At 74.4% G+C, this 18,471-nt stretch carries 15 protein-coding genes; 3 read left to right on the top strand and 12 right to left on the bottom strand.

From position 1 onward, the window contains the following. Nucleotides 1-36: 36 nt before the first annotated feature. The 5 genes from ACFY4B_RS36395 to ACFY4B_RS36415 form a co-directional block, all read right to left on the bottom strand. Nucleotides 37-882, bottom strand: coding sequence for a hypothetical protein (locus ACFY4B_RS36395; RefSeq protein WP_387975155.1), 846 nt, complete (start codon nucleotides 880-882; stop codon nucleotides 37-39). Then, entirely contained in the window at nucleotides 879-1,223 is a 345-nt protein-coding gene (locus ACFY4B_RS36400; RefSeq protein WP_387975158.1) for a hypothetical protein, read from the bottom strand. The genes ACFY4B_RS36395 and ACFY4B_RS36400 overlap by 4 nt, the downstream gene beginning before the upstream one ends. A gap of 19 nt (nucleotides 1,224-1,242) precedes the next feature. Then, complete coding sequence (locus ACFY4B_RS36405; RefSeq protein WP_387975161.1) at nucleotides 1,243-1,719, bottom strand: hypothetical protein; 477 nt, start codon at nucleotides 1,717-1,719, stop codon at nucleotides 1,243-1,245. A 244-nt stretch (nucleotides 1,720-1,963) separates the two neighbouring features. Further along, on the bottom strand, nucleotides 1,964-2,515 hold the full coding sequence (locus ACFY4B_RS36410; RefSeq protein ID WP_387975164.1) for an ATP-binding protein: 552 nt from the start codon (nucleotides 2,513-2,515) through the stop codon (nucleotides 1,964-1,966). Beyond that, nucleotides 2,515-2,646 carry a hypothetical protein gene (locus tag ACFY4B_RS36415; RefSeq protein WP_387975167.1) on the bottom strand — a complete coding sequence of 44 codons (132 nt, stop codon included), beginning with the start codon at nucleotides 2,644-2,646 and terminating at the stop codon, nucleotides 2,515-2,517. Before ACFY4B_RS36415 ends, ACFY4B_RS36410 begins: the two co-directional genes overlap by 1 nt. A 676-nt stretch (nucleotides 2,647-3,322) precedes the next feature. Here ACFY4B_RS36415 and ACFY4B_RS36420 point away from each other — a divergent pair. The 3 genes from ACFY4B_RS36420 to ACFY4B_RS36430 all read left to right on the top strand — a co-directional run bounded on the left by ACFY4B_RS36420 (nucleotide 3,323) and on the right by ACFY4B_RS36430 (nucleotide 5,622). Then, nucleotides 3,323-4,627, top strand: a complete 1,305-nt coding sequence (locus ACFY4B_RS36420; protein WP_387975169.1) for a hypothetical protein — start codon at nucleotides 3,323-3,325, stop codon at nucleotides 4,625-4,627. After that, the gene (locus ACFY4B_RS36425) at nucleotides 4,624-5,199 is read left to right on the top strand and encodes a GNAT family N-acetyltransferase (protein ID WP_387975172.1); all 576 of its coding nucleotides are present in this window, start codon (nucleotides 4,624-4,626) and stop codon (nucleotides 5,197-5,199) included. The genes ACFY4B_RS36420 and ACFY4B_RS36425 overlap by 4 nt, the downstream gene beginning before the upstream one ends. A gap of 123 nt (nucleotides 5,200-5,322) precedes the next feature. After that, nucleotides 5,323-5,622, top strand: coding sequence for a hypothetical protein (locus ACFY4B_RS36430; protein WP_387975175.1), 300 nt, complete (start codon nucleotides 5,323-5,325; stop codon nucleotides 5,620-5,622). A gap of 57 nt (nucleotides 5,623-5,679) precedes the next feature. On the opposite strand, the gene ACFY4B_RS36435 is transcribed toward ACFY4B_RS36430, so the two are convergent. From ACFY4B_RS36435 to ACFY4B_RS36465, 7 genes are all read right to left on the bottom strand, one after another. After that, on the bottom strand, nucleotides 5,680-10,650 hold the full coding sequence (locus ACFY4B_RS36435) for an amino acid adenylation domain-containing protein (RefSeq protein WP_387975178.1): 4,971 nt from the start codon (nucleotides 10,648-10,650) through the stop codon (nucleotides 5,680-5,682). Further along, on the bottom strand, nucleotides 10,647-12,695 hold the full coding sequence (locus ACFY4B_RS36440) for an ABC transporter ATP-binding protein (RefSeq protein WP_387975181.1): 2,049 nt from the start codon (nucleotides 12,693-12,695) through the stop codon (nucleotides 10,647-10,649). Before ACFY4B_RS36440 ends, ACFY4B_RS36435 begins: the two co-directional genes overlap by 4 nt. Further along, entirely contained in the window at nucleotides 12,692-12,922 is a 231-nt protein-coding gene (locus ACFY4B_RS36445; protein ID WP_074005399.1) for an MbtH family protein, read from the bottom strand. The genes ACFY4B_RS36440 and ACFY4B_RS36445 overlap by 4 nt, the downstream gene beginning before the upstream one ends. A 67-nt stretch (nucleotides 12,923-12,989) precedes the next feature. Further along, nucleotides 12,990-14,291 carry a (3,5-dihydroxyphenyl)acetyl-CoA 1,2-dioxygenase DpgC gene (dpgC, locus tag ACFY4B_RS36450; RefSeq protein WP_387975184.1) on the bottom strand — a complete coding sequence of 434 codons (1,302 nt, stop codon included), beginning with the start codon at nucleotides 14,289-14,291 and terminating at the stop codon, nucleotides 12,990-12,992. Then, nucleotides 14,288-14,971, bottom strand: a complete 684-nt coding sequence (gene dpgB, locus ACFY4B_RS36455; RefSeq protein WP_049659703.1) for an enoyl-CoA-hydratase DpgB — start codon at nucleotides 14,969-14,971, stop codon at nucleotides 14,288-14,290. Before dpgB ends, dpgC begins: the two co-directional genes overlap by 4 nt. 20 nt (nucleotides 14,972-14,991) lie before the next feature. Continuing rightward, nucleotides 14,992-16,137, bottom strand: coding sequence for a 3,5-dihydroxyphenylacetyl-CoA synthase DpgA (gene dpgA / locus ACFY4B_RS36460; RefSeq protein WP_387975187.1), 1,146 nt, complete (start codon nucleotides 16,135-16,137; stop codon nucleotides 14,992-14,994). After that, complete coding sequence (locus tag ACFY4B_RS36465) at nucleotides 16,134-17,504, bottom strand: PLP-dependent aminotransferase family protein (protein WP_387975190.1); 1,371 nt, start codon at nucleotides 17,502-17,504, stop codon at nucleotides 16,134-16,136. Before ACFY4B_RS36465 ends, dpgA begins: the two co-directional genes overlap by 4 nt. Between the last annotated feature and the right edge of the window lie 967 nt (nucleotides 17,505-18,471).

Consider the following 18,471-nt stretch of genomic DNA (forward strand, 5'->3'; position numbering starts at 1 on the left):
GAACTCCACTTCACTTGGTGCGGATCAGGTAGTCCTTCACGTCCGTGCGGCCGGCAGCGCGCCGCGCCAGGCCAGCACGACGGCGAAGTTGGTCCGCCTGGCCGCGCGGTGGCCCCACGCGGTGCGGCTCTGGTAGCCGAGCGAGGTCAGGTCGTCTCGGAGCTGGGCGATACCGTCGTGCCAGTGCGTCGCGGCGGCCTCCGGCAGCAGCCCGCCAGCGCCTCGCTCGTGGGGCGGCTCCGGGTGCCAGAGCACGCGGGCGCGGGCGTGTGCGCCGGGCGGCCACAGGACGCCGTCGAGGTCGCCGGCCGACACCTTGCCGATGGTCCGCCGCCCCTCCGCCTTGCGCGCCTTACGAACCTGCCGCAGCGCCCATGCCAGCTCCTCCCGGGGATCGGAGCCCCATCGGTGCCAGCCGTCTACCCAGTTGGGCCGCGTCGGGGGGACGCCCTCCCAGGCACCGGGTGGTGGCCACTCCGCCGGGGTTTCGAGGCCCGGCTCCCACACGAGGAGTTCCGCAGAGGTGAACCGCTCCGGGGTCCGGTGCGGCCCGGTCAGCGCCGCGCCGAGGCCGAGCGCCCGAACCGCCGCGAGCAGCGCCCCGGTGGACTCTTGCCAGTGCTCGGCGGCGCCGGCCGGGATGCGACCGGTCCTGTCGTCACGCTGGTACGCCGGGTCGGGGGTCCAGATGACGCGCAGGCACCCGAGCACGCCGGGCGGCCAGCACTCCGGCCAAACACCGGCCGCCTGACACCAGCCAGTGCCCTCGGTGACCTGCCTGTAGCGGCCGTCCTTGACGACCTCCCAGGCCCGGAACCCCGCTGTGGCGAGTTCCTTGTTCAGCCACCGCATCGCGTCGTTCATGGACAGATCTGCGATCACGAAAGGGCCTCCAGAACGGGAGCGGCCTGCGGGTGGATCTGGTGCAGCACGAGCAGCAGCTTGCAGACACCCGCAACCACCAGGACCTCGTTCAACTGGCCGATGCCCGGTCGGGCCACGAGCCCGCCGGCCAGCCGCGCCACCCCCTCGACGACTTGCCCCATCCGCGAGCGCCCCGGCTGATCCCGATACAGCCCCTCCACCGCCGCCAGGAGCAGCAGCAGATGGCCAGTCAGCTCCTCATGGAGCGGAATGAGCGCGATGAAGTCCACCGAGCCACCCACCGCGGCGGACAGCCCGACCTCGTCCGCCGCCCGGACCGCCGCCTCGGCGCCCTTCACGTCCAACGGGTACCCGGTGTCAATCACAGGCCGGCCCTCCCCGCCTGCCCGCCTCCACGACGTGCTCCACGTCCGGCCCCATGCACAGCACGCCGGGCGAGTCGAACGGTACCGACCAGTGCGCCACCGCCCCGGAGGCCCGGTACAGCGACGGCCGCGGGACACCGAGGAGCGCTCCGTCGCCGAGCACGCTGACCCCGGGCACCCTCCACCGCCGGGCCACGCTCGGCCCGACCAGCGCCACGTACGACCGACCGTTCTGCGTGCAGATCACCGGCCCCTGGATGACACGCGCGAGGTACGCGTCCACGTCCTCCCCGGCGGCAGCCGCCGTCACCGTCCTCGCCGGGATCTTCACCCCGGAGAAGAGGACGCCGCACGGCATCAGCGCGGCGCCGTGCCGGGTCCAGTCCTGCCAGACCGCGCGGCGCTCCTGCGTCTGCACGGCGCAGATGAGCCACTGGGCCACCGCTGCCTCGCGCTCCGCGCCGGTCACCAGGTGGCCCCTCAGGCCTCCGCCCGATTCAGTTGGGCCGCTGAGATCAGCAGCCGGCGGCGCCACCGCCGCCGCGTCAACAGAGCCGTTGCCAGACACGATGTCCTCCGGGTACTCACAGGCGTTTGAGGGGGGGATGCGGCCATGTAGGGCCGAACCTCCCCGGCCTGACGCCGTCGTCAGGCCGGGGAGGGGTCGAGAGCGCAGCCAGCGGACCGCCGGCTCGCGAGACACAGCAAGCCATCTACGTGGTGGTCTGCGGCTGCCTGACCAGGCAGAGCCGGGTCAGGCGGACGGCCGGAGCCGGGGCGACGACGTCGCGCCGGACGGCATGCTCATCGGCGCACCTCAGGAGCGGCACCACGGCGGGCTTCTGCAGCCGCAGCCGCGCCCACACCCGCTTCCCGCTCTTGGTCTTCACCGTGCCCCACTTCTCGGACAACTCGGCGACCAGCAGCATGCCGCGGCCGGACTCGGCGAAGGCGTTGCCCTTCGCGTCGTCGGGCACGTAGGGCAGTGCCCTGCTCAGGTCGTGCACCGTCACGAGGAGGCCGTCCCCCTCCGGGGACAGGTGAAGGGAGACGTGGTGCATGCCCGGCGGGCTGTGCCGAGCCGCGTTGGTCACCAGCTCGACGGCCACGTACAGCGCATCGTCAAGGTCTGTGTCCACGATGCCCCAGCGCACCAGCGCGGTGGTCAGCGCGTGCCGCACGACAGGAACGGCTCCCAGCCGCTTCTCCAGCTCGGTGGCGCTCGCGTCGAGCGTCACCCGCTCGACGAGACCGCGGGTGGCCATCACTGGATCGCCCCGGTGGTGACGGGCAGACCGACGGCGGCGACCGGCTGCGCGCAGCAGCCGACGCGGGCCGGGCGGAGGGGCGGGTCTTCGGTGGTGCAAAGGTAGAGGAGAGCGGCGGGGGTGCGCATGGGGTGCTCCTGTGGACGACACACTGGGACACCGAGCCCGGACCGTCTGGGGGCAGGGCGGGCACGGCAGCTCGGCAGGGTCGATGCGCCGCTGTGAAGTCCGGGCCGCGGTGATGCTCAAGCTGGCCGCCGTCCGGCTGCCGGTCCGTCACGTCCTGAGGGGACGCGTCCGCGCCGGCGGTGGGGCGCTGACTCTTCCGCAAGGGGGGTGGGCCCCCGGGCACCGGTGAAGGGGGTGTGTGCCCGGGGGCCCTATGCGTACGGCCCGGCTACTCGTCGCCGCTGCCGCTCTCGTTGTGGTTGCCGCTGCTGTCGTGGTTGTTGCCGTCGTCGTGGGCGTGGTTGTTGTTGCCGTCGCTCATGGACCTGTCCTTCCGGGGTGGCTGCCGGGTATCGGCAGCGTTGGTGTGTGGTCGCGCCGCCGCGGAGACCGTGAGGCTCCGTGCTGGGGCGCAGCCGCACCGCCGCGTCGTTGCGGAGGCGCGGAGCAGCAGACCGGCCGGCCGGAAGAGCTGAGGTTCATGCGATTGACCGGCTGCTGACATTCAGTGAACCGGTGGTCACGCAAGCGGGGATAGGCCATTCTGGGGCGGTCGTCTTCACGCACCCGGGACATTTCCGAGGGGTTGACGGCAGCGGGGCGAGAGGGGTCGCCTCACCGGACTGAGGAGTGCCTATGGCAACCGTCCGACCGAACGAAGTGCTCAGAGCCTTGATGAAGCAGGCGAAGCTTCCGGCGGAGGATCTGGCGGAGGCGGTCAACACCGCCGAGGAGAGGCGGTTCGGCCGGCCTGGGAACGCGACCGGGAGGCACGTCCGCCGGTGGCTGTCCGGCCGGACAGCGCTGCCTCAGAACCACTACCTCATCAGCCTCATGGACGTCTTTGGACTGCCTGCGGATCAGCTGGGCTTCACCCTTTCGGATAAAAGATCACGCGAGCTTGCCGGGTTCCACACAGCCCCTACGCTGCTGGTAGAGACCACAGCCAAGGAGGATCACGTGCTCCGTCGCAGCTTCATGATCGCCGCCACCGGCAACCTGCTCAGTTTCGCGTTCGCCCCGCTCCCGACGTCCGGGCGCATAGGGGCCAGCGACGTCGAGCGCATCCGGGAGAGCATCGACCAACTGCACGCCGTGGACGACCTCTACGGCGGAGAGCAGCTAGCCGCCATTGCCGAGGCATTCGTCAAGCAGATCGAGGAGGCCATGCGGAATTGCCTGTACGGGCCCCGCGTGGAGAAAGCCCTGTACCAGGTCATCGCCCAACTCCGCGCCAGCGCCGGATGGTTTGCATTCGACAGCGGCGACCAAGACCGCGCCGGAACGAACTTCGACGCGGGCCTGCGCGCCGCCCTCCTCGCCGACGACAAGCAACTCCTGGCCCGCATCTGGGCGTACATGTCCCGGCAGTCCTGGGCACTCGGGAAGGCGACCGAGACCATCACCATCGCGCGCCGAGCTCTAGACACCACCCGCAACAATCGCGACCACCGCCTCAGCGCTCTCCTGCACGGCCGCCTGGCGCTCGGCTACGCCGCCTCCGGGCAGAGCGCCCTGTGCGGCACCGCCCTCGCCCGGGCCGAGACCGCCCTCGACCGGGTCGGTCCCGCTCCGGCTGATCCCTGGCTCGCCTTCGTCGGACCGGGAGAGGTGATGGCGGCGGCGGCGATGTCGTACATGGACCTGGGCCAGCCCGACCGCGCGGCGCACCAGGAGGAGCAGGCGATGCAGTTCCTCGACCCGGGGTTTCGGCGCAACCGCTTCGCGACCGCCGTCCACCTCTCGGAGTGCTACCTGGCTGACGGCCAGGTCGAGCAGGCCGTCAGCATGGCTGACCAGGCCCTCGACCTCTACCCGTCCGTGCACTGCCCGCGCTGGGCCATCCACCTCGAAGAGGTCAAGGACAAGGTGGCCGGGTACAGCCTTCCCGAAGCCGCCGCCTTCGTGACACGCTACGACACCGTCACCGCCGCCTCATGAGGAACAGGAGCAGCAACGTGGCCGCCCTGCCCAAGACCTTGACCGTCAGCTACCACACCGCCGACAATCTGGCCGCCGTCGAGCCGCTGCTGCTTAGCCTGTTCGCCGAGATCTACGCCGCCGAGGCCGCCACGGACCCGTTCTTCTCCGTCGAGCGGTTCACCGACCGCCTCCACCGCCACGCCGCCGCCTCCCGCTGGGGCTGCGCGCTCGGCGAGGTCGACGGCGAACCGGTCGGCTATGCCTACGGCTTCGCCCGGACCGCCGACTACCAGTGGGCCGGCCTCGTCAGCAAGGTCCCCGGCGTCGACCTCACCGAGCACGACACCAAGACGTTCGCCCTGTGCGAGGTCATGGTCCGCGAGGACTACCGCGGCACCGGCACCGCCCGCACGCTGCACGAGGAACTGCTGTCCCACCGGATCGAGGAGCGCTCGAACCTGCTGGTCGACGAGGAGCACCCGAAGGTCCGGGCCCTCTATGAGCGGTGGGGCTACACCGAGATGGGGATCATGCAGCCGTACCCGGACTCCCCGCGGTACGTCTCCATGTGGCGCCCGATCGTCCTCTGAGCTGACGGGCAGCGCCTGCCGGGAGCGGCTCCTCCGTACGCCGGGCCGAGGGCCGGCCTGCTGAAGAGCCCCGACACCAAGGCGCCCGACGCGATCGGCCCCGCCGACCTCCGCGACGGCCGGGTGATCGTCACCTACGACTCGGTCACCACCGCCGTCGCCGGCATCCGCAACCAGACCACGGACAAGGTGGCGATGCCCTCGACGGACGACGTCACCGAGGGCTGGAGGCGGATGCACGGCAGCAACCGGGTCAACGGCGCGAGCGGCTGGATCTGCCTCGACCCGCAGGGCAACGCCTACAACAAGGCCGTGCCCGTCGTCGAACTCGACCCGAAGATCAAGAACGCCGTCCTGGTCGGCCTCGCCTGGCCCCTCGGCCACGCCCCCGACGCGACCTGCCCGATCGGCAGCGACGGCTGACCCCCCCCCGGGCAGGGGCCGCGCCCACCGGGGCCGCGACCCCTGCCCGCCGCCGCCTCAGCCGCCGTCCTTCTCGCCGTCCTTCTCGCCGTCCTTCGCGCCGTCCCCGCCGCCGAAGGCGGACTCGAACTCGTCGATGTCCTCCTGGCCCAGCGAGATCAGCGAGAAGTCCGACGGGGTGTGGCCGCCGGAGCCCTCGTCGGCGTGCCGCACCAGGCCCTCCAGCACCGCCCGCCAGCGCTCGGCGAGGTCCGCCAGTTCCGCCCCGCCGAGCAGCCCGGCCGGCGACTCCAGGACGAAGGACAGCTCGGGGCCCTCGGGCAGGTCCCGCGCCCGGCCGTTGATCTCCAGCACGTGCCGCAGCGGCATCGCCGGGTCGACACCGCCGGGCATCACGTGCTCGCCCGCCGACGTCCACGGCCGCCCACCGGCCGCGGAGCCCACCCCGGCGTCCGCGCCCGCGGAGCCCGCCTCCTCACCGGAACCGCCGAACCGGCCCAGGTAGTTGAACCCGATCTGCGGCGCCGCCAACGGCGCGAGCACCGACCGCGTGGCCGGGTTGGCGTACCTCAGCAGCCCGTACCCCAGACCGTCGCCCGGCCGCTGCCGCAACTGCTCCTTGACCCGCTTGATCAGCCGCGCCACGTCCTCCCCGCCCGCCCGGACCTCGGCCGGGTCGATCGGCCCGGTCTCCAGCCACACCGGGTGGACGGCGGTGAACCAGCCGAGGGTGCGCGTCAGGTCCATGTCCTCCGACAGCGGCACCCGGCCGTGCGCCTCCCGGTCGACCAGGAACCCCTCCGGCACCGGCCTGCCCCGGGCGCGCAGCCACTCGCCGAGCGCCGCGGCCAGACCGGACAGCAGCACGTCGTCCACGCCCGCGTGGAAGGCGGCGGGCAGGGCCGCCAGCAGCGGCCCCGCGGTGCGCGCCGGGACGGTCAGCTCGGCGCGCGAGCGGCCGCCGCCCGCGGTGTCCACGCGCGGGTCGAGCGGCCGGTCGGCGAGCGGGTCCTCGACCCGGTCCACCACCCGCCGCCAGTCCGGCAGTTCGTCCACCGTCCGCTGCGCCCGGGCCCGCTCCGCCAGGGCTACCGCCCAGCGGCGGAACGACGTCGCCTCGGCGGCGACCGCCGCCCCGGCCGCGTCCGCGCCGCCGGCGGCCAGGGCCGCGTGGGCCAGGGCCAGGTCCGGCACCAGCACCCGCCAGGAGACGCCGTCGATCACCAGGTGGTGGGCCGTCAGCAGCACCAGGCCGCCGCGCCCGGCGCCGCGCTCCAGGAGCACGGCGCGCAGCATCACGCCGTCGCGCGGCGCGAGCGCGGCCTCGGCGGCGGTGGCCTGCTCGTCGACCAGCGCGTCCAGCCGCTCCCCGTCGAGGCCGGCCGCGTCCACCCGGCTCACCAGGTCCGCCGCGGCGACCGCCCAGGACGTGCCCGGCTCGGGCACCACCAGCTGCTCCTCGTCCTCCTCCAGCCGCGCCCGCAGCACCTCGTGCCGGTCGAGGACCGCCTGCAGCGCGTCCGCCAGCTGCCCGGTGGTCAGACCGGGCGGCGCGGTCAGCAGCATCGCCTGGCTGCCCGCGCGGGCCACCGAGCCCGCCCGCCGCGCGACCTCGCGCATCACCGGGGTCAGCGGGACCGGGCCGTAGGGGACGTCCTCGGCGTGCTGCGCCTTCGTCCCGTCGACCGGCCCGGCCACCCGCGCGAGCTCCGCGGGCGTGCACAGTTCGAAGACCTGGCGCGGGGAGATCGCCAGGCCGGCCTTGCCGGCCCGCCCGGCCAGCAGCATCGAGGTGATCGAGTCGCCGCCGAGGACGAAGAAGTCGTCCTCCGGGCCGACCTGTTCGAGGTTCAGCACCTCGGCGAACAGCCGGCACAGCAGCTCCTCCGCGTCGGTGGCCGCCTCGCGTCCGGCCGACCGGCCGGCGAAGACGGGCCGGGGCAGGGCGGCCCGGTCGAGCTTGCCGTTCGCCGTCACGGGCAGTGCCCCGAGGACGGTCACCGAGGCCGGGACCAGGTAGTCGGGCAGCTTCCCGGCGAGGTGCTCCCGCAGCGCCTCCGGGTCGAGGGCGGACTCGTCGCCGCCGGCCGGCACGGCGTAGCCGGCCAGCCGCTTGTGGCCGTCCCCGTCCTCGACCGCGACGACGAGCGCCTGGGCGACGCCGGGGTGCGCGGCGAGCACGGCCTCGATCTCGGCCGGCTCGACGCGGAAGCCGCGGATCTTGAGCTGCTCGTCGGCGCGGCCGAGGAAGAGCAGCTGCCCGTCCGGGGTCCACTGCGCCAGGTCGCCGGTGCGGTACATCCGGGCGCCCTCGGGTTCGTCCTCGGCGGGGAAGGGGCAGGCCACGAAGCGCTCCGCGGTGAGTGAGGGACGGCCGAGGTAGCCGCGGGCCAGTCCGGCCCCGGCGAGGTAGAGCTCGCCGGTCATGCCGACCGGCACGGGCCGCAGGAAGGCGTCCAGGACGAACACCCTGGTGTTGTCCATCGGCCGCCCCAGCGGCACCGTGTCGGGCACCGCGTCCGGGTCGGTGAAGGGCAGCTGGGTGGTGAAGGCGGTGGTCTCGGTGGGGCCGTAGGTGGTGCGCACCACCATGCCGGGGTGGGAGCGCAGCAGGGTCCGTACGGCGTTCGCGGAGACGACGTCGCCGCCGGTGGAGACCTCGCGCACGCCGCCGAAGATGTGCGGGGCCTGCTCGGCGAGCACCCGGAAGTGCCCGGCCGTGGCGTGCACGTTGGTGACCTGCTGGGCGGCGATCAGCCGGCCGCGTTCGACGGTGTCGATGTCCCCGGGGGGCACCAGCACCAGCCGGCCGCCGTGCAGCAGCGTCGTCCAGATCTCGTAGGTGGAGGCGTCGAAGGCGTGGTTGGCCTGCACCAGCACCCGCTCCAGGGCCCCGCTGGACCAGCACTCGTCGAGGCAGAAGGCGAGGACGCTGCCGTAGGTCACCGCGACGCCCTTCGGCAGGCCGGTGGACCCGGAGGTGTAGATGACGTACATGAGGTTCTCCGGCCGGACCGGCACCGGCGGGAAGGCCCCGGCCTCCGCGTCCGCGTCCGTCTCCTCGGCGGGTTCCGCCGCCAGGCGCAGCACCTCGGCGGGGGCGAACAGTCCGGCGTCGGCCAGGCCCCGCCCGGCGTTGGGCGCGTCCACCAGCACGACGGCCGGGCCCGCCTGCGCGGCCACCGCGCGGAGCCGCCCGGCCGGGTGCCGGCCGTCCATCGGCAGGTACGCCGCGCCGGCCTTCACCACCGCCAGTAGTGCGGTGATCAGTTCGGGCGAGCGCTCGGCCACCACGCCCACCAGGGTCTCGGGGCCCACGCCGAGCCCGGCCAGCCGGTGCGCCAGGCGGTTCGCCCGCCGGTCCAGCGCGGCGTAGGTCAGCTCGGTGTCCCCGGCGACCACGGCCACCGCGGCGGGGGTGCGGCGCACCTGCCGTTCGAAGAGCTCGGCGAGGGTCGCCTCGGGCAGCTCGCGGCGGGTCCGGTTCCCGGAGCCGTCCAGGTCCCGCCGCTCCTCGCCGGTCAGCACGTCGAGCCGGCCCAGGGGCACGTCCGGGTCGGCCGCGACCTGGCGCAGCACCAGCGTCATCCGGTCGACGAGGCCGCGGGCGGTGCGCTCGTCGAACAGGTCGGGCCGGTAGTCCAGCCGGATCTCGGTGTCGTCGGCCGGCGTGACGACGACGGTCAGCGGGTAGTGGGCGGCCTCCTCGCCGCCGCCGGCCGAGACCCGCACCCCGGTGGGGCCGCGCCGGGAGACCCAGGCGGGCATCGGCGGCGGCTTCGACGTCCCGTCGGCGGGCGCGGGCGCGGGCGGCTCCGGGCCCGGCCCCGGCCCCAGCGGGCCGCCGGCCTGCTCCCCGCTGCGCAGCGCGGAGCCGCCCAGGCCCTCGCCCGGGGGCGGGGGAGCGGCGGGCCGCTGCGCGCCGGGCGCGGCCGGGTCGGCGGCGGGGGCGGCCATCGGGCCGCGGGGGTAGTTCTGGAAGACCATCAGGGTGTCGAAGACCGCGCCCGGGCCGCCGGCGCGCTGGATCTCGGGCAGGCTCAGCTGCTGGTGGTCGAGCAGGGCGGCCTGCTGGTCCTGGAGGGCGGCCATGGCGGTGCGGAAGGGCACGGCCGCGTCCAGGCGCACGCGCACCGGCACGGTGTTGATGAACAGCCCGACCATCCGGTCGGCCTGCGGCACGTCGGCGGGGCGGCCGGAGACGGTCGCGCCGAAGACCACGTCCAGGCGGCCGGACAGCTTGCCGACCAGCAGCGCCCAGGCGACCTGGAAGACCCGGTTGAGGGTGACCCCGGCGTCGCGCGCGGTCTCCCGCAGCCGGTCGGTGAGGTCGTCGCCGATCCGGTCGATCACGTGCCGGAGCATCACCGGCGGGCCGCTGCGGTCGGCCGGGCCCACCAGGGTGGGCTCCCCGGTGCCGGCCAGCATCGCGCGCCAGGCCGCGCGCGCGGCGTCGGTGTCCCGGCGGCCCAGCCAGGCGAGGTAGTCGCGGTACGGCGGCACCTTGGGGAGCACCGAGGGGTCGCCGCCGTTGTCGTAGATCCGCCACAGCTCGTCGAACAGGATCGGCAGCGACCAGCCGTCCATCAGGATGTGGTGCATCGTCACCACCATCCGGTACCGGTCGGGGCCGGCGCGCAGCAGCAGCACCCGCAGCAGCGGGGGCAGGCCGAGGTCGAAGCGCCGGGCGTCGGTCGCGGCCAGGGCGCCGGCGCGGGCGTCGGCCTCCCGCTCGTCCAGTGCGCCGAGGTCGGCGTACGTCCACGGGATCCGCACGCCCCTGGCGATCACCTGGACGGTGTCGCCGGCCGCGCGGGAGCGGAAGCCGGCCCGCAGGCTCGCGTGCCGGTCCAGCAGCGCCTGCCAGGAGGCCTGGAGCACCTCGGGCCGCAGTTCGCCGTCGAGGTTGAGGACCCGCTGCCCCACGTACACGTCCCGGGGCGCGTCCTGGTCGTACGAGGCGTGGAACAGCAGTCCCTCCTGCAGCGGGGAAAGCGGCCACACGTCCTCGACCGTCAGCTGGCTCATCGTGCTCTCCGTTCGGGTTGGTCGGGCCGTTCGGGTCGGTCGGGGCCGGCCGCCGCCTGGGGCGGCGGCAGCAGGCGCAGGGGGCCTCCGCCGGGCGGCAGCGGGGGCGGGGCGCCGTAGCCGTCGGCCGGGTCCGGCCCGGCTTCGGGGCGCGGCGCGGGCGGGTCGGCGAACTGGGTGCGGTAGAGCTCCGCGTACAGGCCGCCGGCGTCGACGAGCGCGGCGTGCCGGCCGCGTTCGACCACGCGCCCGTCCTGGAGCACCAGGATCTGGTCGGCCTCGCGGATCGTGGACAGCCGGTGCGCGATCACCAGGGCGGTGCGGCCGGCCAGGGCCGTCCACAGGGCCTTCTGCAGGGCCGCCTCGGACTCCGAGTCCAGGTGCGCGGTGGCCTCGTCGAGCACGACCACGGACGGCTTCTTGAGCAGCAGCCGGGCGATCGACAGGCGCTGCTTCTCGCCGCCGGAGAAGCGGTAGCCGCGGTCGCCGACGACGGTGTCCAGGCCGTCGGGCAGCGCCGCGACCACGTCCCGGACCTGCGCGGCCTCGCAGGCCTCGACGAGCTCCGCCTCGGTGGCGTCCGGCTTGGCGTAGAGCAGGTTGGCGCGGATGGTGTCGTGGAACAGGTGGGCGTCCTGGGTGACCATGCCGACGGTGTCGCGCAGCGAGGCCAGGGACAGGTCGCGCACGTCGACGCCGCCGATCCGCACGGTGCCCCCGGTCGGCTCGTACAGCCGGGCCACCAGCTGGCTGACGGTGGTCTTGCCCGCGCCGGAGGGCCCGACCAGCGCGGTCAGCCGGCCCGCCGGGGCGCGGAAGCTCACCCCGCGCAGCGCCTGGGCGGTGCCGGAGCGCTCCGGGGCCGGCAGCGACAGCGTCTCCAGCGAGGCGAGGGAGACCTCCTTCGCGGCCGGGTAGCGGAAGGAGACGTCCTCGAACTCGACCTCCGGGGCCCGGCCCGGGCCCGGTACGGGCAGGGCGACGGCATCGGGCCGCTCCACGATCAGCGGCTTCAGGTCCAGCACCTCGAAGAGCCGGTCGAAGGAGACCAGGGCGGTCAGGTAGTTCGACTGCAGGTTGGAGAGCTGGTTGATCGGGCCGAAGAGCCGGGCCAGCAGGGTGGCCAGGGCCACCAGGGTGCCGATCTGGATGCTCCCGGCGACCACCAGCTCGCCGCCGACGCCGTAGACCACCGCGGTGGCCAGCGAGGCCAGCAGCGTCACCGTCACCAGCAGCATCCGCGCGTAGACGGAGGTGACCACGCGCACGTCCCGCACCCGGGCCGCGTTGCCGGCGAACCGGCCGTCCTCGCGCTCGGGCCGCCCGTAGAGCTTGACCAGCAGCGCGCCGGCCACGTTGAAGCGCTCCTGCATGAGCGAGCCGAGCTCGGCGTCCAGCTGCATCGAGGTGCGCAGGTTGCGCTGCAGCCGCCGCCCCACGACCCGGCCCGGCAGCACGAACAGCGGCACCGTGACGAGCACCACCAGGCCGATCAGCCAGGACAGGTAGAAGATCGTGGCGACCACCAGGCAGAGCACCAGCAGGCTGGAGAGCACGTTGGACAGCAGCACCGTCACCGCCTGCTGGGCCTCCATCACGTCGGTGTTGAGCCGGCTCACCAGCGAACCGGTCTGGGTGCGGGTGAAGAACGCGAGCGGCTGGCGCTGCACGTGCCGGAAGACCTCGGTGCGCAGGTCGTAGATCAGCCCCTCGCCGATGCGCGCCGAACTACGGCTGACCAGGAAGCCCACCAGGGCCTGCAGCAGCGCCAGGACCGCCACCGCGACGGCGGCGCCCGCCACCACGGCCCGGTCGCGCGGCACGATGCCGCGGTCGATGAGCTCCTTGAACAGCAGCGGCGTGGAGACGGTGATGAGGGCGTCGACCACGGTCAGCGTCAGCAGCGCGACGATCTGCCGCCGGTAGGGCCGCAGGTAGGGCAGGATCCGCCGGGAGGTGCCGGGCCTGACCTGCCCCCGGGCCGGCCGCGTCCCGTCGCCGGGGGTCGCCCGGATGGTGATCAGCGGGCCCGGGCCGCTCGTCATGGCGCGACGACCTCCCTGCCGTCCGGCGCCGCGGCCGTCGGGGCCGGCGGGCGCTGGTCGGTCCAGACGCGGTCGACGTACGCCAGGCACTCGTCGCGGGAGCCCCGGCCGCGGGCGATCCGCCACCCGGCGGGCACCTGCGCGAACCCGGGCCACAGCGAGTACTGGCCCAGGGGGTTGACCAGCACGAGGTAGGAGGCGTCCGGGTCGTCGAAGGGGCTGGTCATCTCGGTCTCCTTGTTCGTTCGGGTGCCGCCCGCCGGGGTGGCGGGGGAGGGCAGCGGCGCGGCGCTCTCACCCGGAGGGCCGGGCCGTGAAGCGGCCCGCCTTGCCGAGCACGTCCGCCGCGCGGATGCGCAGCGCCTGCTGGACGGCGAACTCCGCCAGGTAGGCGCGGAAGCCGTCCGCCGGTTCCAGGGCGAGGTTCACCATGCGGCGGTTGGCGGTGACGGCCGGGTCGTGCAGCAGCTCCAGGGCCCGCTCGACGGCCCGGTCGAGGTCCGCCGGGTCGACGACCTGGTCGACGAGCGTGCGGGCCTCGGGGTCGCTCGCGCGCACCCGCCGGCCGCCGAGGATGATCTGCCGGGCCAGCCGGGGGCCGGTCACCGCGGGCAGCCGGAAGTCCGCCGCGCCCGGGACGATCCCCTCCTGCGCGGCCGGCAGGCTCAGGTAGGCGTCGGAGGCCGCGAGCACGTGGTCCACCGCGAGCAGCAGCTGCATGCCGCCGCCGATCGCGAAGCCGTCCACCGCGGCCACCCACGGCATGTCGGTGAACGGGTAGCGCCAGGACGCGTCGTCCGTGCGCAGCCCGAGCAGCAGCTTCCTGAGGTAGCCGAGCTCGCGGCGCAGCAGGAACCCGACGAGGGTGATCTCGCCCGCGTGCAGCCGCTTGAGGTTGATCCCGGCGCTGAACACCCGGCGCCCCGCGTAGCGCGGGTGGGTCATCTCGCCGCCCCGGATCAGCCCGATCTCGCACCCCTCGTCCAGCAGCGCGAGGTCGACCGCGGTCTCCATGTCGTCGACCTGCTGCTCGTCCTCGGCGTTGAGGCGGTCCCCGGCGCACATGGTGATCCGGGCCACCCCCGCGCGCCGCTCCAGCCGGGTGCTGTCCATCCGCACCACCCCGGTGGCCCGGAACTCCCCGAGCAGCTCCAGCGCCCGCCCGGTGGGCCGCAGCATGGAGTCCATCAGGTGGCCGCCGGCGGCCGGGCCGCGCAGCACGCCGCGCAGCAGGACGCCCAGGTCGATCTCGTAGCCGAGGCGCTCGGCCACCGGCAGGGCCCGCTCCGCCCGCAGCTGCGCCGCGGTGGGCACCAGGTTCGGTACGGCGCGGGCGGCGCCCTCCACCAGGGCGTCCAGCCGGGGGCGCAGGGTGCGGCCCGCGGTGATCCGGTCGTAGAGCTCCTCGGCGTGGCGGTCCAGGAAGGCGGTGCGCCGCGCGCGGCCGGCGTCCAGCTCCCGCTCGGCGCGCTCGCGCTCCTCGCCGGTGCGCGGCCCGGGCGCGGGGAACGGGGGCAGCAGCCGCGCCGCCCGGGCGAGCCCGTCCGCGGCGCGCTCCCGTACGGCGGCGGGCGCCCGCCCGGTGGCCGCGCTCACGCCGTCACCCCGTCCGGGGCCCGGGTGCGCCGCAGCGCGCGGTCGCAGGCGGCCAGGTGCGGGCCGAGCGCGTCCTCGAAGCTCATCCACTGGGCGTCGAAGGCCAGTTGGCGGCGGATCGCGAGTTCGGGGCCGGACAGGCGGCGCAGCAGCCGGGCGGCGGCCGCCAGGGTGCGCCCGGGGTCCCGGCTCACCTGGTCCACCAGGCAGCGCTCCAGGGCCTCGCGGGCGGTGATCGGCACCCCGAAGAGCACGGTGCGCCGGGCGCGGGCCGGTCCGAGCTGCTGGACCAGCCGGTAGCCGGCCATGCCCGGCCAGACGGCCTGCCCGTGGAAGGACGGCAGCAGCCGCAGGTCCGGGGCCGCCACCCGGACGTCGGCCGCCAGCAGCAGGTCCAGCGCGACGCCGCCGCACTCCCCGCTCGCCGCCGCCAGGGTGGGCAGCCGCAGCCGCTCGAAGCGCCGTACCGCCCGCTCCCACTTCGTGACGGCGGCGGTGTCGCCCGCCTTCGCCACCGCCTCGCCGTCGGGGGCGCCGGACAGGAACAGGGTCGCGGCGTCGGCGCCGGCGCTCTCCGCCTCGTCGCACAGGGCGCCGAGGGCGGCGGTCAGCTCGGCCGAGATCTCCCGGCGGCCGTCCACGTGCAGCACGGGGCCCTCGGGCAGGGCGTTGACGGGCATTGCGGTCTCCCTTGGTCGGTTCACCACTGGATGAGCGCGGACTCGATCGTCGAACCCGGCCCCATGGTCATCAGCACGCCGTAGTCGCCGTCGCGGACCACGCCCTCCCGCAGGAGCCGGTCGTAGGAGAAGAGGAACGAGCCGCTGGAGACGTTGCCGAAGTCGCGCAGCACGGTGATGGTGTGCCGCAGGTCGTGCCGGGTCAGCCCGAGGTTGACGGCGACCGCGTCGATGACCTTCTTGCCGCCGGAGTGCACCAGCCAGTGCGCGACGTCGTCGCGGCGCAGCGAGGTGCCCGCCAGCAGCCGGTCGACGACCCCCTCCACGTGCGCGCCGACCAGGTAGGGGACCTGCGGGTCCAGGAAGAAGCTGAAGCGGCCCTGGTCGCGGTCCCAGTCGTAGCGCATCGCGTCGATCGCGTCGACGATGGTCACGCTCGCGGTCCGCAGGATCCGGGGCCCCTCCAGCCGGCGGCCGGGCCCCTCCTCCTCGGCCTCCTCGTCCTCGGCCCCCTCCGCCGTGCGGCGCCCGTCGTTCACCGGGTCCGCCACCACCGCCACCGCCGCGGCGCCGTCGCCGAACAGGCTGTTCACCACGGCCGTGCGCATCGTGGCGTCCATCGTGTACGCGGCCGAGCAGGCCTCCGAGCAGACCATCACGGCCAGCCGGCCCGGGTTCGCCGCCGCCCAGTTGCCCACCACCGCCAGCGCGTTGAGCCCGGCGTTGCAGCCCATGCCGACGATGTCGGCCCGCGCGGTGTGCCAGTCCATGCCCAGCTCGCGGATCAGCAGCGCGCTCAGCCCCGGCGTCAGGAAGCCGGTCGAGGTCACGCAGCACAGGTACGCCACCTCCGACAGGTCGGCCCCGATCCGCTTGAGGCACAGCTGCAGCGCGTCCGCCCCCATGCTCACGGCCCACGCCTTGTGCTTGTCCAGCAGGTCGCCCTGGCTCTCCCGGAGCCTGGTGCCGTCCGGCGCCGCCGGCGGCAGCACCAGCGAACGCTGCCGGATGGAGCCCAGCAGGAACACCGAGCGCACCCGGCGGTCGGTGATCCCGAACAGGTCCAGCAGCTCCTCCTGGGAGTAGTGCTCGGGCGGCACGGCGGTGCCCACGCTCACGATGCGCGGGACCGTGGCGGCCGGCGCTCGGTCCAGGGCCGTGGTCATGGTGCGTCACTCTCCGTTCCGGGTACCGGGCACGTCGCCACCGTGCGTCCACCACCGCGCGCCCCACCGCCGCGCGTCTCCTCGCTGAGCGTCTCCACGAACCGCACCAGCCGCTCGACGCCCTCGACCACCTGCCCGGGCGTCAGGTAGCTGATCGACAGCCGGATGTCCCGCTCGCCCCCGCCGTGCGGATGGAAGAACTCCATCGGCGTCCAGATCACCCCGAACTCCCGGGCCGACCGCTCCAGCGCCGCCGTACCGGTCCGGAAACCGGTGCGCAGCGTGAGGAAGAAACCGCCGTCGGGCCGGTTCCAGCCCACCCCCAGCTCCCGGCGCCGCCGCTCCGGCAGCCACCGCTCCAGCTGCGCGAGCGTCGCGGCCATGCTGCGCCGGTAGTGCTCGGCCGCCCGCGCGTTCAGCACCGACAGCCGCCCGTCCGAACCCAGCAGCGCACCCGCCGCGGCCGCCTGGCTGAGCGAGGACGTGTTCACCGTCACCATGCTCTTCACCTTCGCCAGGTCCCGCGCCAGCAGCCGGATCCCGCCGCGCCCGTCGCGCACCTCCTGGTCGGCCACCACGTAGCCGACCCGCGCACCGGGGAACACCGTCTTGGAATAGGTGCCGAGCTGGATCACGCTCCTCGACGTGTCGAGCGCCTTGAGCATCGGGCACCGCGGCCCCGGGCCGCTCAACCGGTAGGGACTGTCCTCCAGGACGAGCAGACCCTGGCGCCCGGCCAGCTCCAGCAGCCCGGTACGCGTCGGAAGGTCCAGCGTCGACCCGGTCGGATTCGCGTGGTCCGGCACCACGTACACGGCCCGCGGCCGCCGACCCGCCGCGCGCTGCTCCCGCACCGCCGCGTCCAGGTCCGCCACCACCAGCCGCCCGTCACGCTCCGGCACCGCGACCACCGGGATGTCCAGCAGCCGCGCGGCCCCCATGATCCCGACATAACAGGGGGTCACGAGCAGCAGCACGTCCGCGGGCGTCGCGAACAGCGCGCGCAGCACCAGGAACATCGCCTCCTGCGCACCGACCGTCACCACGATCGCCTCGGGCGCGACCTCGAACCCCTCGTCCTGCCGCAGCGAGTAGGCGATCAGCTCCCGGATCTGCCCCGCCGCCGGCCCGTACTGGTAGAAGCCGCTGCGCACTTCGGCCGGCCCCGCGCCCCGGCTCTCCAGGTAGGCCGCGTACCGGCGCAGGTAGGTGTGGACCTCCTCGACCTCGAAGAATCCGTCATAGGGGCGGCCCGGTGCGAAGGACACCGCGTCCGGGTAGCTGGACGTGATCTCGTTGAGGAAGTTCATCCGGTCGAGAACCGGGTCCTCGATGCTCGAGTGCAGCGTGGTCGAATCGAGCACCATGGTGCCCGCCTTTCCGTGGACGAGCCGCCGTGCGGCACCCCGTCGGACGGCGGATGCCAGGGCTCGCGTGAAGGACGCGCGGCAGGGCGACGGTGCGGCGGCGCCCCGTGGGCGGATCGCCGGTACCGTCCTCCCGCGTTCGAACATCGGTCGGTCTCGACGTCGGTCTCATGGCGGCCCCTCGGACGGGCCACGGGCTCCGGCGGCGCCACCGCGGGCGCACCGTCCGAACGGCGGCGGCGCGGTGCCCGCACGCGAAAACCGCCGTCGGGCACCGGGCCGAAGGCGGCGTGAGGGGGTACCGAGATCCCAGCACGCCCTGTCGCCGCTTTCGCACCGGCCGCGGTATCCGACGGATATCCGGAGCACAGGGCCCTGTCTGCTGTTTGTCCTCGTTCCAGTACGCGCCCCCGGGCGAGGGGCTGTCAAGCGCTGTGGGTTTCCGCCCCGTCACAGTCTGCTACCGGATTCCCGGTCCCGCCGCCGTGCCCGCGACCCCGGCGCCGACCGGCCCGCCTCCGCGCCCCCGCGGTGCCGGGCCGCCCCGGGGCGCCGCCGGGGGAGGGTCCGGGGCCCGACGGCCGGGCGGCCCCGGGGCCCGCTCGCCGGTCCGGTCCACCGCCGCCGGCCCGCTCCGACCGGTCGCCGTCCGATCATGGCCCGTCACCTGACGTGGTCTCAACCACTGGGACAAAAGCCCAGGTTGGCGCCGAACCGGACCGGCCGGCTTGACGGAATTCGCCAACCCCCCGCCCCGCGCGCACCGGGCATTGACCCGAGCATGACGCCGTGTGAGGGTTCGGGCACCCGAGCGCGGACGGCCCGCACGGCCGTCCCCCGGATACGGCTGCGCGGCGCGCCACCAGCCCCTACCGTCCGCGGTCGAGGACCCCCACATGCGAGGAGCCTCGATGCAACGCAGAGTCACCGCAGGCAGGTTGCTGACCACGGCGACCACCCTGACCGT

Source organism: Kitasatospora sp. NPDC001261 (assembly GCF_042896795.1).
Classification (GTDB): domain Bacteria; phylum Actinomycetota; class Actinomycetes; order Streptomycetales; family Streptomycetaceae; genus Kitasatospora.